The organism is Maribacter sp. (genome assembly GCF_016744255.1).
Classification (GTDB): Bacteria; Bacteroidota; Bacteroidia; order Flavobacteriales; family Flavobacteriaceae; genus Maribacter_B.
In genome coordinates this window covers 1-15,662 of sequence record NZ_JADGES010000033.1, presented here as the reverse complement: position 1 = coordinate 15,662, position 15,662 = coordinate 1, and the positions used below count along the sequence as shown (strand labels likewise).

Annotated in this window: 14 protein-coding genes; 3 read left to right on the top strand and 11 right to left on the bottom strand. The window is 32.1% G+C overall.

Annotated elements, in window-relative coordinates; genetic code table 11:
- Positions 1-163 precede the first annotated feature (163 nt).
- Positions 164-1,570, top strand: coding sequence for a cardiolipin synthase (cls, locus tag QZZ51_RS07630; protein ID WP_291868156.1), 1,407 nt, complete (start codon positions 164-166; stop codon positions 1,568-1,570).
- A gap of 251 nt (positions 1,571-1,821) precedes the next feature.
- Positions 1,822-2,256, top strand: a complete 435-nt coding sequence (gene tnpA, locus QZZ51_RS07625; RefSeq protein WP_291868154.1) for an IS200/IS605 family transposase — start codon at positions 1,822-1,824, stop codon at positions 2,254-2,256.
- Positions 2,257-2,312: 56 nt separating this feature from the next.
- Here tnpA and QZZ51_RS07620 read toward each other — a convergent pair whose 3' ends face one another.
- From QZZ51_RS07620 to QZZ51_RS07580, 9 genes are all read right to left on the bottom strand, one after another.
- Positions 2,313-2,954: a hypothetical protein gene (locus QZZ51_RS07620; RefSeq protein ID WP_291868151.1), complete on the bottom strand. Its 642-nt coding sequence runs from the start codon at positions 2,952-2,954 to the stop codon at positions 2,313-2,315.
- A gap of 5 nt (positions 2,955-2,959) precedes the next feature.
- Complete coding sequence (locus QZZ51_RS07615; RefSeq protein WP_291868150.1) at positions 2,960-3,442, bottom strand: hypothetical protein; 483 nt, start codon at positions 3,440-3,442, stop codon at positions 2,960-2,962.
- Between the two features lie 134 nt (positions 3,443-3,576).
- On the bottom strand, positions 3,577-4,947 hold the full coding sequence (locus QZZ51_RS07610) for an MBL fold metallo-hydrolase (RefSeq protein WP_291868147.1): 1,371 nt from the start codon (positions 4,945-4,947) through the stop codon (positions 3,577-3,579).
- A 3-nt stretch (positions 4,948-4,950) separates the two neighbouring features.
- Entirely contained in the window at positions 4,951-5,784 is an 834-nt protein-coding gene (locus QZZ51_RS07605; RefSeq protein WP_291868144.1) for an ATP cone domain-containing protein, read from the bottom strand.
- Between the two features lie 74 nt (positions 5,785-5,858).
- Positions 5,859-6,266, bottom strand: a complete 408-nt coding sequence (locus QZZ51_RS07600; RefSeq protein WP_291868140.1) for a hypothetical protein — start codon at positions 6,264-6,266, stop codon at positions 5,859-5,861.
- A gap of 344 nt (positions 6,267-6,610) precedes the next feature.
- Entirely contained in the window at positions 6,611-7,447 is an 837-nt protein-coding gene (locus QZZ51_RS07595; RefSeq protein WP_291868138.1) for a universal stress protein, read from the bottom strand.
- A 218-nt stretch (positions 7,448-7,665) separates the two neighbouring features.
- Entirely contained in the window at positions 7,666-8,700 is a 1,035-nt protein-coding gene (locus tag QZZ51_RS07590; RefSeq protein ID WP_291868136.1) for an adenosine deaminase, read from the bottom strand.
- Between the two features lie 145 nt (positions 8,701-8,845).
- On the bottom strand, positions 8,846-9,205 hold the full coding sequence (locus QZZ51_RS07585; RefSeq protein ID WP_291868133.1) for a hypothetical protein: 360 nt from the start codon (positions 9,203-9,205) through the stop codon (positions 8,846-8,848).
- A gap of 276 nt (positions 9,206-9,481) precedes the next feature.
- A complete protein-coding gene (locus QZZ51_RS07580) occupies positions 9,482-10,366 on the bottom strand; it encodes an MBL fold metallo-hydrolase (RefSeq protein ID WP_291868130.1) in 885 nt (294 codons plus the stop codon).
- A gap of 552 nt (positions 10,367-10,918) precedes the next feature.
- Between QZZ51_RS07580 and QZZ51_RS07575 the strand changes: the two genes are divergently transcribed.
- Positions 10,919-11,899 (top strand): hypothetical protein, encoded by a 981-nt coding sequence (locus QZZ51_RS07575; protein ID WP_291868128.1) that lies wholly within the window; start codon positions 10,919-10,921, stop codon positions 11,897-11,899.
- 149 nt (positions 11,900-12,048) lie between these two features.
- Here the strand turns inward: QZZ51_RS07575 and QZZ51_RS07570 are convergent, their stop codons facing one another.
- Together QZZ51_RS07570 and QZZ51_RS07565 are read right to left on the bottom strand one after the other, a co-directional pair.
- On the bottom strand, positions 12,049-13,533 hold the full coding sequence (locus QZZ51_RS07570; RefSeq protein ID WP_291868126.1) for a pyridoxal-dependent decarboxylase: 1,485 nt from the start codon (positions 13,531-13,533) through the stop codon (positions 12,049-12,051).
- A gap of 266 nt (positions 13,534-13,799) precedes the next feature.
- A partial coding sequence (locus QZZ51_RS07565) for a DPP IV N-terminal domain-containing protein (protein WP_291868123.1) occupies positions 13,800-15,662 on the bottom strand: 1,863 nt, incomplete at its 5' end.

Sequence of the window (15,662 nt, the reverse complement as noted above, 5' to 3'; positions counted from 1 at the left end):
AAGGGAATAATTTTCTTAAATTGAGGTATAAAGAAAAATATAAAAACGCTTTATAAGCTTTTCCTTAAATAATGTTTTATAGGAGGGCTAGTACATTTGCAATGATTTGTTAGACCTAGTTTGTTTATTTGAGCGTTCCATTTTTTTATTAAATAGTATTCCTATGTGGTATAATCTACTATTATTTATGTACTTGTTTTTTGCAATTGTAATTGTATTTACAGTGCTACTGCATGGAGCTAAACCATCTAAAACCTTAGCTTGGCTTTTAGCTATATTTACCGTCCCTGTGGGTGGTATTTTATTATATCTTTTATTAGGAAGAAATAGAAGAAAGAACAAACTGTTACAGTTAAAAAAGAAGACTTTCTTAAACTTGCCAGAACCCAATAAGACACATTTAGCTTTTTTAGATGGGGAGTACAAAAAGTTAATGACGCTTGTTTACAATAATTCTCATTTTCCTCCTACAAAGCATAATGAATTGGAGTTGTTGAAGGATGGAAAAACGACTTTTAAAGCTATTTTTAAAACTTTGGAAGGTGCACAAAAACAAATACACCTACAGTACTATATTTTTGAAGAAGGTGAGCTTGCAAATCGTCTACTACTTCTTTTTGAAGAAAAAATAGCTCAAGGCGTTAAAATACGTATGATTTACGATGGTATTGGTAGTTTTTCATTGAGTAAAACATATTTAAAAAAAATAGAAGCTATTGGGGTAGAAGTATATCCTTTTTTACCATTTAAATTTGGGCGTTTCTTTTCTTCTTTAAATTATAGGAATCATAGAAAAATTATTGTGGTAGATGAGCAAATTGCCTTTACTGGCGGGATTAATATTTCGGATAAATATTTAAAGGGAGATGTGGACTTAGGGAGTTGGCACGATATGCATATTAAAATAGAAGGGGAGGCAGCCATTCATTTAGGTTATATTTTTGCAATGGATTGGTATTTGGTTAGTCAAAAAAGGATACAGTCTTTAATAATTCCAAGAGTATCTATTCCTCAGAATAAAAACACGCTAGTACAAATTATTTCGGGTGGTCCCGATGATGATTTTTCCTCGATGGAACAAGCTTATTTTACCATTATTAACAATGCAAAAAAGTACTTGTATATAACCAATCCTTACATTATTCCTGGACAGGCAATTATGCAAGCATTACAAACCGCCGCAAGAAGTGGGGTAGATGTTCGTTTGATGGTGTCGGAAAATGCGGATAACAAAATCGTAAGTTGGAGTGTGCGTTCTTATTTTGAAGCGCTACTGAAATCAGGAATTAAAATTTATCTTTTTCGAGATGGTTTTTTGCATAGTAAAATTATAATAAGTGATGATCGTATTTCAACTATTGGAACGGCGAATTTAGACGATCGTAGCTTTGAGCAAAACTATGAAGTAAATGCTATTATTTATGATGTGCCATTTGCAAAATTGTTACATCAAGATTTTCTAGAAGATTCTAGTAAGAGTATAATGCTTTCTTATAAAAAATACTTAAAACGACCTTGGAGCGAAAAACTGAAAGAAGGTTTTGGTAAAATATTTAGTCCATTATTATGAAAATAGGTTTAAATGACTGTTAAAAAAGCATTACATTTTTATTGTAAATAAAAACATAAGATAATACCTCTTAAATAACAGGTTATTAAATATTTATATTGTACTTTTTTGTGGTTATTGAAACCTAATGTGTATAGCTAAAAAAATTAAGGACATTATAAAAGGAAATTTTATTGGTTTCAAATTAGGGTCAAAAACCCTGCAATTTATTGCAGCACTTTAGTACTACGAAAAAATTAGATATTTACCTTATGGGTAATTATCAGCGCAAGGGTTCAGATACAGTAAGTCGTTTAAGTTGTCATATTGTTTGGTCAACAAAATATCGTTATAAAGTTTTGAAAGGGGGTATTCAGTCCCGTTGTCGTAAATTGTTAGTGGAAATCTGTAATGCCCAAGATGTAGAGCTATTGAAAGGAGTTGTTAGTTCTGATCATGTCCATATGCATATTGAATATGCTCCGAAACAAAGAATAAGCTTTTTGGTAAAACAAATGAAAGGCAGAACTTCTCGAAAATTAGAACTGGAGTTTTCCTCGTTAGGAAAGACTTACTGGGGCAAACATTTTTGGGCTACTGGTTATGGAGCTTGGAGTACTGGGAATATAACAGATGAAATGGTAAATGAGTATTTAGAACATCACCGTAAACCTAATTCTGATACTTCAAATTTCATACTGGAATAAAAATAGGGACTTTAGTCCCTAGTCAAACAAACCTCTGCACTTTAGTGCAGAGTGGTTTAGTTATCTTTTTCTTTCCTAAAAATTAAATTTTGTTCTGTCATAGCAAATATAACTAGCTCTACATAGTCGTTAATAGTTTTTTCAATTTTCTCAGGGTCTATGATATCTATACTTCCTCTCCATATTAAGGATCGTTCCTTGCCTACACAAATACAATACAAAGAGGTTTCTGCATTATATACCGTATAATTTTCATAGTATTCATCATCATAATAAATGCCTTGATGCTTTCTATAATCTTCCTTAAAGTCGTACCCATTATTTTGAAATTCGTTTATCGTTTTTTTTAAAGACTGTCTGCTTTCTGAACCTACTATTTTTGTGAACAAAATGGCATCAAAATCCTTGTCTAAAAGACTTTGCTCTACATCATCGAGTTCTTTTTCTGTCCTTTGGGTATCTGTGAAATTTATATCAAATACATCTATACTTCGCATGGATTGCACCTCTCGAGCATCAAATTCTTTTTTAAGTGTACTTTCAAAATTTATGCGAGCCTCCTTATTATTAGTCATACCGACTAATAATACTTTATTAGCATGGAAAAGATCAATATCTGGGTTCTTCCAGTTTTCAATTAATTCTGTTGAGGAGCAACTGAATATAAAAATAAGTAATAATATAGTTAGTTTTTTCATAAGTCTTAGTTTGCTTTATCCACTGTAATAAGCTTGTAATCGGGGTTCCCTAAAGCTATTTTTTGTTTGCCATTTTTTAGGATAATGGATAGTTCTGTAAATCCTTTTTGTTTTAATGTTCTGTAATCTAAAAGAAACTTCTTCATCTTTTTAATAAGGTTTTTATGTGTTTTTTGATACATTTTTTCCATTTCTAATTCATTTACATCATCTAACATTATGTGTAACTGGTTCATGTGCTTTTTTATTTGTTTAAAAAGAGGGGATAGCTTGCGTTGGTTTTCTGTTAAGGCAATTTTAAATTCATTGATTTTTTTAAATTCATTTTTGTTAAATGTTTTAATTCCAAAAGATAGAATCATATGATTTAAAAATTGCTGTTCCTCTTTTATAAAAGCCAGTTCAGAAAACCATGTTTTAGACTGCTCATGCATTTCGTCTGTACTTAACCACTCTGTGTAAATGTGTTTTGTTGTTTTAGTATCCATTTCAAGTGCTTTTAAATGTTAGTGATTTATAAGTTATGTAATGTATAATAGAATAAAAATGATAATGGTCAGTTTTTTTGTACCTCTTATATAACAAAAAAAATAAGCTCCTTTATATAGGGTATGTAGAAAACTTATATGATTAATTCTTGTATTTCGTTTAATTTTGGGATGTGTCCTTGCCAACCATATGTGTCTCGAATTTTAACTTTAAAAGTATCTAGGGAAGAAGGTTCGCCATGAATAAGGAACACACCTTCTGGAATATTTTTAATCTCTTTCAGCCATTGTAATAATTCCCGTTGGTCTGCATGGGCAGATAAACTTTCTAAATGCTCAATTTTAGCTTTAACAGGATAGTATTTTTCAAATATTTTTAGCTCATGAGCGCCTTCTAAAAGCTGTCTTCCACGAGTTCCTTCTGCTTGGTAACCAACTATTAAGATATTTGTGGTTGGTACATCTATAAGTTGTTTTAAATAGGTGAGTACCCTTCCGCCAGTAACCATACCGCTACCTGCAATAACAATTTTAGGTCTTGGGTCATCTATGGTCTTCCAAGTGTCAGCATAGGAGCTTATTATTGTAAAATGGTTGCACATGGCATGGTACTCTTTTTTAGTTAATTTATGCCAATCAGGAAATTGTTCAAAAACAGAAAGAACATTATTACCCATAGGGCTATCTATAAAAATTGGGATATTCGGAATTTGGTTACTCTTGAAGAGTAGCCAAAGCTGATACATTAGGGACTGCATACGTTCTACAGCAAAAGAAGGAATGATAAGGTTGCCTTTTTCGTTAATGGTTTTATGAATTAAAGAAGCTAAAATATCTGCTACTTTTTCTTTGGGGTGCAGCTTACCGCCATAGGTGCTTTCAATAAAAAGATAGTCTGCCTTTTTAGGACGTTCAGGAGGTGCTAATAGTAAATCATTTTGCCGACCAATATCTCCTGAAAAAACAAATATTTTTCCAAAAATTTCTAATGTAATAAAAGTTGATCCTATAATATGGCCATTGCATTTATATTTAAAGCGTATGTTTTTAGAAAGTATAATCCATTCCTCTTTTTCCGTAAACTGAAATAGTTTAATTGTCTTTTCTGCTTCTTTTAGGGTATAAAAAGGTAAGGCCTTTTCATGTTTACTGTACCCTTCTTTATTAGCTTGTTCGGCCTGTTCTTCGTGGATTTTGGCACTATCTAAAAGAATGATTTTAGTTATGGCCAAAGTGGGTGCTGTACCAATTATATCACTATTAAAACCTTCTTTTACTAATCGCGGTAAGTATCCTGTATGGTCTAGGTGTCCATGGGTTAAAAGGACAACATCTATTTTAGACGCGTCTATTGGCAATGGTTCCCAGTTTAAAACACGAAGTTCTTTTAGTCCTTGAAACATCCCACAATCGACCATAATATTTAGTTCGGGCGTTTCTAGATAAAATTTGGAACCCGTTACGGTGCCAGAAGCGCCTAGAAAATGTACTTTTATAGTATTCATGGTTTATGGATTACAAAGTTGTTTAATTTCTTTAAGAATTTTTACTTGTCTTGTTTTAGCTATTCCTAAATGATCTAAGAAGAATTTATCTTTCCAAAGTTGCCTACAAAGCACAACATCTCTATTTAATAAGAAGTGTTTTTCTCGGTCAGTCAACAATGTAGAAACTGTTATAGGGTAAAGACCAAGTCTATCTATGCGGTCTTTTAATCCATTGTTCTTGGGATAGTTCCAACTCAACAAGTACATTTTAGTGCATTCTCCATATGTAATTGCTTGCTCCGTAAATCGGGTGTTTGTAACAACCCAGACGTTATCTAATGTTTTTAGTTCTTTTTTTTTGGTTTTCCAACAAGCCTTAACATCTTGGTAGCGAGAATGGATATATAGCGGAACTTTTATATTACAATTGCGACCTTCCTCGCTATGAAATTTACATTCAATAATAGTTATATTCTCTTCTTTTTCAGCCACTACATCAATTTCATGAGTAACGCATATACCATTCATTATTACATCTACTTTGGTAGTGTATCCAGAATATTCCAATATAGTGCTTACAAATCGTTCAAAAGGAAAGCCTGTAGGCCCTAACTCATAGATTGCTTTTTTTAGTTTGTATTTAGAAGCAAAAACAGATTTTTTATTTTTTAAAAGGGCATAGGCTCTATTAAAAATTTCCTTTGTAGAGATACCTTCATAAACTTCTTCTTGAACTTTAGCAATAATTTGTTCTATTAAATAAGGGCTCGCGCCACTAAATTTAAGAGAATTTCTAAGTTTATCTAATGAAAATTCGACCTTCTTTCCAGAGGATTTAATTATTGCTATTTCCATTTGTATCTCTTTTTTTTAAAAGGCTACAATTAAGTACTCTTTTAGTAGCCTTTTCAATAAAATAGTAATCTACTTTAATGTTTATAATAATCGCGTACTAAAGCTTTAACCTGATTTAGCGTCATGCTATCTGTTTTGGTTACAGATTTAAGTTTAGAAGCTAAATCTTTATGAGAGTTCATTAACTCTTTTCTAAATTTTTCATTGGCTTCTGCAGGACCAAAAATGGCTATCACATCAGCATCTTTAATGTTATTTGCTAAATTATCGAAATACGATTTTAACTGGTGTTTCTCTCGCTCTAGATATTTACTGTCTTGCACAACATCTTGTGGTCCCCATTTGGTAGTTCGTGTTCTAGATCCGCCTGTGGGGTTAAAAAATTCTAGCTCAGATACAATGGTTTCTATTTCTTCCTTGTCCCCATTTATCCTTACGATATGTGCTTTCTCTTTATCGATCCAAATGCCTATTTTGTTCATGTTTATTATTTTTAATGTAAAGTCAAAATTGCAACAGTTGCATCATATCCAAATTTCTTTAATAACGGTTTGGAAAAAATACTTCCGAAGAAAAAATGTTTACGGTTAATAAAAGCGATTATATCGCTGTGTCTACGTTTAACAAATGATTAGCTACATTTTTTTAAATAGTTTGTTAAAATTGGTGTTATTGGCTGTAGTATATCATCTAATAATTGTTTTTTGTGTCTCTTTTAAATCCTTCTTCAAAATTTGCCTTTGTCATTTCATATTCTTTACTCCCTGATTCTATAGTAAAAACACTATATGCACCTTTTTTTAAACCAAGTGCAACAAAATTAATGTTACAATTGAGGCAGTACCATAAAGGGAACAGTTATATGAAAACCTATTTTTTTAATAACAGGTTCTATAAAAAGTCTTTCCATAAAGGTGTGTTTATTCTGCACCATTACTAAAAGATTTATTTTTTGCTTGATTTGAAAATCATTCACGGCATCTATTATTCCATTATCGGGAGCTTCATGAAAAAGAGCATTGTTACCTAATAATTTTTCGAGCTGGGTTTTGTTATTTTTCTGTTCGGCGTTTAAATCATAACCAGCTCGTACATGCATTACATTTATTCTAGATTTGTGCTGGTCGGCAACAGCAAGCAGTGCCTCAAATTTTTCTTTTTTATATTCGATTTCGTAGTCTGTGGGAAACAAAATTTCCTTGGGAGCCTCATATTCAAATTTAGGAGGAACAGCTATAACCGGACATTTAGCTTTTTTGATAACGTGTACCGTATTAGTCCCGAATAAAATTTCATGGGCTCCTGTTGCACCAGTAGTACCCATTATGATTAAATCTATATTTTCTGTTTTTACCATTTCGGATACTTCTCCCAGAAGCGTATTGAAAGCACTGTGTACCATGAAAATGTGCTTTGGGTTTTTATATTGACTTTCCAATCGGTTTTTCATTTTTTCCAATTGGGTAATACTATTATCTTGTAACATATCTCCCAATCCAACCTGTCCAGGACTACCTAGAAGGTATTCTGTATGATATATAGCAGGGGTATAGGTATGCAGTAAATAAAAAGTACATTTTACCTCTTTATAAGCCAGTATAGCGTATCGAATGGCGTCAAATGATATTTCTGAAAAATCTGTTGGTAATAGAATTCGTGTCATAGTCTATTATTTTATGTAAGGAAAGCTACAGAATATAAAAGCATTAAACTATGACAAAAATCAGTTCGTGCAAGTTTGCAATTTTTTAAATAATTGTTTTTGTCTATATAAAATGTGCCCTAAAGAATAAAAAACAAGATTATTATTCAAGGGATATTTGGATGTTTCAATTACGCCATTTAAACTATTTAGTATAAAAAATAAGAATAATGCTGCGTTTATAAATTAGAAGAATGGAAATAATTTTTTATTTGATAAATGTGTTTTTCTTTGGCTTCGGGACTCAACCAACTTGCTTTAAAAGCATTGATGGACAATTGCATTAATTGATCTTTGTTTAAGTTTAGCGCTATAGCCAATTCATAATAATTCTCGTTCATATAGCCTCCAAAATAAGCAGGGTCATCGGAGTGAATGGTAGCTAAAATTCCTTTGTGGAGCATTTTTGCAATAGGATGGTCCTCCATTTTTTGGATTACTTTGAGCGCTACATTACTTAATGGACACAAGGTTAATGGTATATTCTGTTTCAATAATCTTTGAACCAAAGCTTCGTCATCTAAACAACGATTTCCATGGTCTATTCTTATAACTTTTAAAAGATCCAGAGCTTCCCATATATATTCTACAGGTCCTTCTTCTCCTGCATGAGCAACTAATTTGTAACCTTGATTCGCAGATGCTTTAAACACTCTAGAAAACTTGCTAGGAGGATTTCCTTTCTCAGATGAGTCTAATCCTACACCGTCAATCCAATCCTTAAAAGGGAGAGACGATTCAAGTGTTTTGAATGCAGCCTCTTCGCTTAAATGTCGCAAATAAGACATAATCAGTTTGTACGAAATGTTTAGCTCCTTTTTGGCTTTTTCAAGGGCCTTATAAATACCATTAATAACCACATTAAAACCAACTCCTCTATCGGTATGGGTTTGTGGGTCAAAAAACACTTCAACATGGACAACGTTTTGACTGTGTACTTTATTTAGGTAGGCCCAAGTTAAATCGAAAAAATCTTGTTCATAGAGTAGTACTTCAGCACCCGCATAGTAGATATCTAAAAACTCTTGAAGGTTATTAAACTTGTATGCTTTCTTTAATGATTCGATAGAGTCATAATCCAAGGTTATATTATTTCTATTGGCTATTTTGAACAGGAGTTCAGGTTCAAAACTCCCTTCGATGTGTAAGTGAAGCTCTGCTTTGGGAATGCCTTGAATAATTTTTTTTAAGTCGGATGATTCCTTATGATACATAACATTTGAAAATTATTTAGAACCTATAATTTTGAGGTAAAGAAATACGCAGGCAATTATTTTTTTGCTTACTTTTTTTAATGCTAAATTAAAAATTAATAGTCTTGGTCAATAAACACAAACCATTTGGATAGCCTATAACTAGCTAATTTTGATCCTCGTTATTATCTGCAGTATTCTCTCTTGCTAAAAGTTTATTCGAAACTTTATATGATGCGGAATAAGAAAGCCCAGGTTGGCGAGTTTTAAAGGTTAAGAATGCTTTTTTAATCCATCGAGGGTCAGTCGCTTTCTTTTTAAAGTCTTCATGTGAGGCAACGGCATAGAATTCACCATCGAGCCTAGCCTCAATGCTATAAACTCCAATTCCGAAATGCTCTACTCGTTGAAGAACCAGTTCAAAATCTGTCTCAGAAAAATATAGAATATTCTCTTTATCGAATCCGTCATTCAGGTTTTTTAAATCTGTAAAGATATTTTTTTCTAAGAATTCAGTTTGTTCCATATTGTGAGTGTTGGCTTATATTAAAGTTAATGCAATCGCAAATATACGTTTGTATTCCTCCACAAACAAAGTTGATTTTTTTTGTTGGAGTTTTGGTTTTAAAATGGCAAATTAAACTGATTTGGAGAGGTCTTAATTATTCCTAAGTTTTTTTATACAAACTAGAGCCAGATTAGGTATATGTTTCCTAAGTTTCTATCTGTTTTTAGTGTTTAACAAAAAGAGCAAAAGAGCAGAGTAAGGGTATTATAGGTTTAGAAATTTTGTTTGCAATAGTTATTGGAAAATTACTATTTGCATATTTTCAAATTCATAAATTAAAACATCAAAACCCCATATGTTGGTTGCTGTAGATTGACAACTATTACTTTCAATACAAACTAAAAAAGATTTAAGCCTTTCTAGTTTTTCATAAGCAATCTCTGGAGTTCCATGAGCACCAAACAATTTGTAATCGTCATTTAATGTAGATATAAGGTAATTGACACTTTCTTTGTACATAGCAATGTCATTGTTGTTAAATAAAAACAAGGACCCATTATAAAGATAATCTCCTAAAAAGGCCATTTTATTTGTTTTATCAATAATAGCTATAGACTCGTTGGTGTGGCCCGGAATATTAATTATTTGAATAATTCTGTTTCCTAAGTCAATATCTGTATTTAAAGGCTGCCATTCGTTAACTTGAACCTGTGAAGGGTAACTACCTAGAAATAAATCATCGTCTGTAAAATTATAAATACCATTAGGAGTAACATTCTGTCTTAGAAAGGGTAAATCAGGAAAACCAACGGAATTAAATTCAGAGATATTTTGATTATGATCAAAATGAAAATGGGATAATAAAAGTGTTGTTGGTACTTGAGAAAGTTGTTCTATAATGGGCTTAATTTTTAATCCATTTATGGGCTGATTTTCCCCAGAACCAGTATCAAACATAAGGGCTTTAGAATCTCCTACAATTATATAACTAACATTATGTTGAGAGCTTTTAGGCTCTTCTAAACTATAAGTTTTAGGATTTATGTAACTAACATTAAACCAATCTGAATTTATTGTAATAGGAGTATATGGTTCTGGAGTCGTAACATTATCTTTCTTATTGCAAGCTGTAAATAAGATAAAAAATAAGCTAAGTTTATATAAGATGCTTTTCTTCATAGATTGCATTCAAGGTTGTAATATAACAAACGGTGCCGTTTTTATATGAGTCAAGATACAAATTTTAGCTCAAAATTCATTTCTCCTTTTTAAGGGTTTTATAACCTATTGTTTTTCTTCGTCTATTTTGAATAAGAAGGAGATTTTTTGTCGATTTTATGGAGAGTAGCTTTGGGAAGGCATTTGCTAATGAGTTCCTTTGTGTTTTTTTAGCACCTCTTTCCTTCGAAGAATATGGGTGTGTAAAGCAAATATATTGAGCAATTAGTTTTAATAAATAGGGTCTAAAAGAGAATGAAAATAAAGGAATATGGAGAACACAAATGTTCTAATTCTTAAATAGACTATTAAGTCCAAGAAAAATATGTAAATTCCACTAAGTAAAAAAAACTAAAAATAGGGATTAAAAATCCTTTACTATTTTAGCACAAATAGATATGCCAAGATAACATTAATTTTCGACATTTTATGGTTTGGTAATTTGTGGAAGTAGAAAGCAGTTTTGTTTTACGCTATTATTCTGTTTAAGTCATTTAATTATAAATATTTATTATGAAAAATATGTTAGTTTTCATTTTACCTTTTTTATTAGGCATCACATCAAATGAATCTAATGAACTCGCAAATTTGATGCATTCCCAAATGGAACAAGGCAAACGAGTTATTGCTATTGGAGAGACACATCAGCACAAAAGTTTCCATCTATTACTCGAAAAAACCTTAAAGACTAAGCAGACACAAGAAGACATCGATATTATTATCGTGGAATTTGGTAATAGTTTTTATCAAGAAGAATTAGACCGTTATATTAACGGAGAAAATATTTCAATCGACACCATACGTAAGGTGTGGAGGAACACAGCTATTTCTCCAAATACAGTATGGGATTCACCGGTTTATGAGCGTTTTTTTAAAACAATACGAGAAATAAACAAATCGCTTTTGCCTAAAGAAAAATATCGAGTCGTTGCAGGTGGCAAGTCAATAGATTGGACAATTATTAAAACAACAGAAGACTATGAGCCATACAAAACATCAGGCAGTAAGCATATTTATGAAATAGTAAAGAAAGAGGTTTTTGTTAAAAATAAGAAGGCATTGTTAATAGCTGGGGGTTTCCACCTCTCTAAAGTTAGTACTGGGTTTAGTCGTAATGGACGTGTTTTTAGAGATGAAACAATAGGTTCGCTTCTGGAGCTTAATTATCCTGGCTCCACCTTTTTTATAAATAGCTACTCAAAATTAGCATCTTTAGGAATTACCGAAATTAAAAACAGGAAAATAGGTTCCCTTATATTGACGAGTGAAATTTGGTTGCGCGATATTGAAGCGAATAAAGCATCTATACCTGCCTACGGAAACAGCAAGTTAAAAGACATAGCAGATGCTGTTTTTTATTGGGGATCAAAAGAACATTGGGTTTATGAAAGGCCTTTAAAAGCAATCTATCAAGACCAAGTCTATTGGGAAGAATTAAACCGTAGAAGTTTAATTAGAAGAAATAAGAAAATGGATGAATCTTTAAGAAACTAAAATGTGTGCTAAAAATTTTATAGAAGAATAGTAGCTAGTTGCGTGGCACTTTCTGGTTAAATTAAAAGAAAGTTGAAGCGGGTTACAAACATTAATTTTAAGACTCTTTTGTATATTGTTTTTATACAGTTTTGTAATACGTTATTATTTTAACCTTTTGTTTTAAATAGTTTTAGATGAGTTTTTCTTCCTTCTCTAACTATTATTTCAATAATTTCACTGATGTCCTTTTTGGAAGTTCTAAAGTTTACAAAGCAAGCTCTTAAACAATACATTTTATGGATAATAGCATTCGATAAAAATAATTCTCCACCAGTCTGTAATTCATTCAATAGTTCTTCATTTAGTTTATAAAGATAATCAGCATTATTTTTAGAATCTAATGGGATATATTTAAAAGTAGTAATACTTAAATTGTTAGAAACAGCCTCTAATTCAGGATGTTTTGCGGCTAGTTCAAATAAGTATTTAGATAACTCAATATCTTCATTAATCATTTTTTTATAACCACTTCTACCTACTTGCTGCAATGTTAACCATACTTTTAAAGCTCTAAAGCCTCGTGAATTTTGAAGACCATATTCGTAATAATTTGTAGTAATCTCTTCTTCGTTATTAGTAAAGTTATAATATTCTGGATGCGAACTATAAGTATCTAGTAAGTGTTGCGGGTTTTTCACCAAGATGCATCCCGCTTCAAGTGGATTATATAACCATTTATGCGGGTCAAGAGCAATTGAATCTGCTTCTGTAATTCCATCAAACAAATTTTTAAGTTGAGGAATAACTGCCGCTGGAGCACCATAAGCACCATCAATATGAAACCATAAATCATATAATTTGCAAATTGTTGAAATACCTTTTAGATTATCAACAGCTCCGGTACTAACATCTCCGGCAGTACCAATTACCATTATAGGTTTAAAACCATTTTCTAAGTCGTTTTTAATTGTTTCTTCCAGAACATTGTTATTCATTTTATTAAACTCATCCGTTTCTATCCAATGAATAGATTTAGAACCAAAACCAAATAATATGGCAGCCTTTTCAACCCAAGTATGCGTAGTTTTAGAGCAATAAATACGGAATTTGTTAGGTATGTTTGTGAGTCCGTCTTCTTTTATGTTCTTAGGTGCTTTAGCTGTTCTTGCTGCTAAAAAGGCAGTGAAATTTGCCATATTTCCGCCACTAACCAATATGCCACCATAGTTTGGCGAAACACCGATAAATTCGGCAAGCCATTGAACAGTCTGTTTCTCTATTTCAGTAGCCATAGGACTTAAAATATGAGCTCCAACATTTGGATTTACAGAAGCGGCTAACAAATCGGCTAATGCGCCAATTGGAGCAGCAGAAGAAGTTATATATCCTAAAAATTTAGGGTGACCATTAAATAAAGAATGGTTAAACAATAAATCGGTTGTTTTAGATATTAATTCTGCCGCTGGCACACCGTTTTCTGGTAAGGATGAAATTCCTAGTATATTTTGAATTTGTCTTGGACTTTCGCCTGTAGTAACAGGTTTTTTATCAATGGTGTTTATAAAGTCAGAAATATCATCGATTAATTTATATCCAATTTTTCGGAATTCTTCCTTGCTTATTTCAACTGATGAATTTCTGTTTTCTTCCATGTTAATATGCTTTTTTAAAGGTTTTAACGCAACAAGAATTATTTTTTTTAGGGGGTTTAAAATTTATAATTTTTCGTGGTCTATTCTTGCGTTCTTCTTGGGTACTATGAGGTTTAGTATATAATGACTTGGTTTCTAATTTTAGAATCTGTTTCTAGTCTTTTTTAGGATGCCTACAGTGTGTTTTCTACAAACATAGTTTTATTAACTATAGGCATCCTAAGCTTGTCTTTTATTACTTAATGAGGATATGTTTTTATTAAGCATTATCTTCCTCCAGGAGGGCAATGTAGCTTTAAGTAATTTGTATATAAAGTTGATAAATGTTTAAAAGTCCCTTCTCCTTCTCTAAATCCATGTGATCTGTTTGGATAAGGCATAAACTGAAATTGCTTGTTGTGTTTTATCAATTCGTTTATTAACAGTTCAGCATTTTGATAATGGACATTGTCATCTCCGGTTCCATGGATATAAAGTAAATTGCCTTCTAGATTTTTGGCATAGGTAACGGGAGAACCAATAATAAAGTCTTTTCTGTTTTCTTGGGGTAAGCCCATATAACGTTCTTGATAAATATTGTCATAAGTCAATTGATTTGCTACTGCAGCGAGTGAAATTCCCGTTTTGTAAATTTCAGGATATCGGAACATTAAATTTAATGTAGCAGATCCACCTCCACTATGGCCCCAAACGGCTATCCGTTCAGGATCTACAAAACTCCACTTTAAAATCTCTTTGGCTGCCATAGCCTGATCATTAATATTAACCACACCGATTTTTTTATAAATAGATTTTCTCCATTCCCGACCTTTTGGAGCAGGGGTACCTCTGTTATCTAGAGAAATATAGATATAGCCATCCTTGGCCATATTTCCATTATAAAACCAATTTCGACTAACATTATAAGCGTCTTTTACTGTGGCTCTAGCTGGTTCAGAATAAACATAAAACACCACCGGATATTTTTTATTTGGATCAAAGTCTAGTGGTTTTACCATCCATCCGTCCATTTCAACATTATCTGCTGTCTTTATCGAGAAGAACTCGGTGGTTACTTTTTCTTCCAATTTTGTTAATCTATGGACAATACTTTCTTCTTTGCTTAAAGCCATGTGATTAGAAACGGTAATAAACTCTTTAACTCTTGGTGTATAGTGGTTAGAAAAGGTATGTTCGGCATATTTAGCATTAGAAGAAAAAGAATAATCGTGACTTCCTTTTAAGTTTTCTGGACTCAATAATTCGTTTTTTCCTCTTCCGTTTAATTTAGATCGATACAAATATTTTTGAGTAGCATTATCTGGCGAAGCTAAATAGTATACGTATCCTTCTTTTGAATTGATGTGTTTTAAATCGATAACATCGAATTCCCCTTTTGTAATCAGTACATCTGGCTTTCCTTCTAAAGAAACTTGGTATAAGTGCCTCCATCCATCTTTTTCTGATGCCCAAAGAATACTATTTGTTTCTTTTAAAAAACTAAAATTATTTGTGTAATCTATTTCATAGGTATTACCCAATTGAAATAAATCTACCCAAGCTTCGTCCGATTCTTCTTGAATACTATTTGTGCTTCCTTTTAAAGCATCTGCAATGTATAATTTGCTCTTATTTTGTTTTCTGTTTAATTGTTGGATTAATAACTTGTTGGTGGTTGGAATAAATTCCATTCGTACTAAATAGTGCTGAGAAGCATCTCCAGGAACATCTATCCATGTTGTTTTAGCATCGGAAAGTTTTACAACCCCAACTCTGCATGCAGAAGGACTTTCGCCAACTTTAGGGTATTCTAAAGGCACTAATTGTGAATATATAGAATCTGTATTATTTACCATATAAAACTTTTTAATTGTGCTTGCATTGATTTGCCAATAAGCAATAGATTTACTGTCGGGGCTCCAACGAAACCCATCTCTACAAGCAAACTCTTCCTCGTAAGCCCAGTCAAAAGTTCCGTTTATTAAGGAAACAGTACCGTTGGTAGTTAAAGGTTTAATGTTACCACTTGCGTAATCTTCACTATATAAATTGTTTTCGGAAACATAAGCTATAGTTTTTCCATCGGGAGAGAATTTTGCAAACATTAGGGAGGAAGAAGGGAGGCTTTTCCCAATTTGTTTTAGGGTATT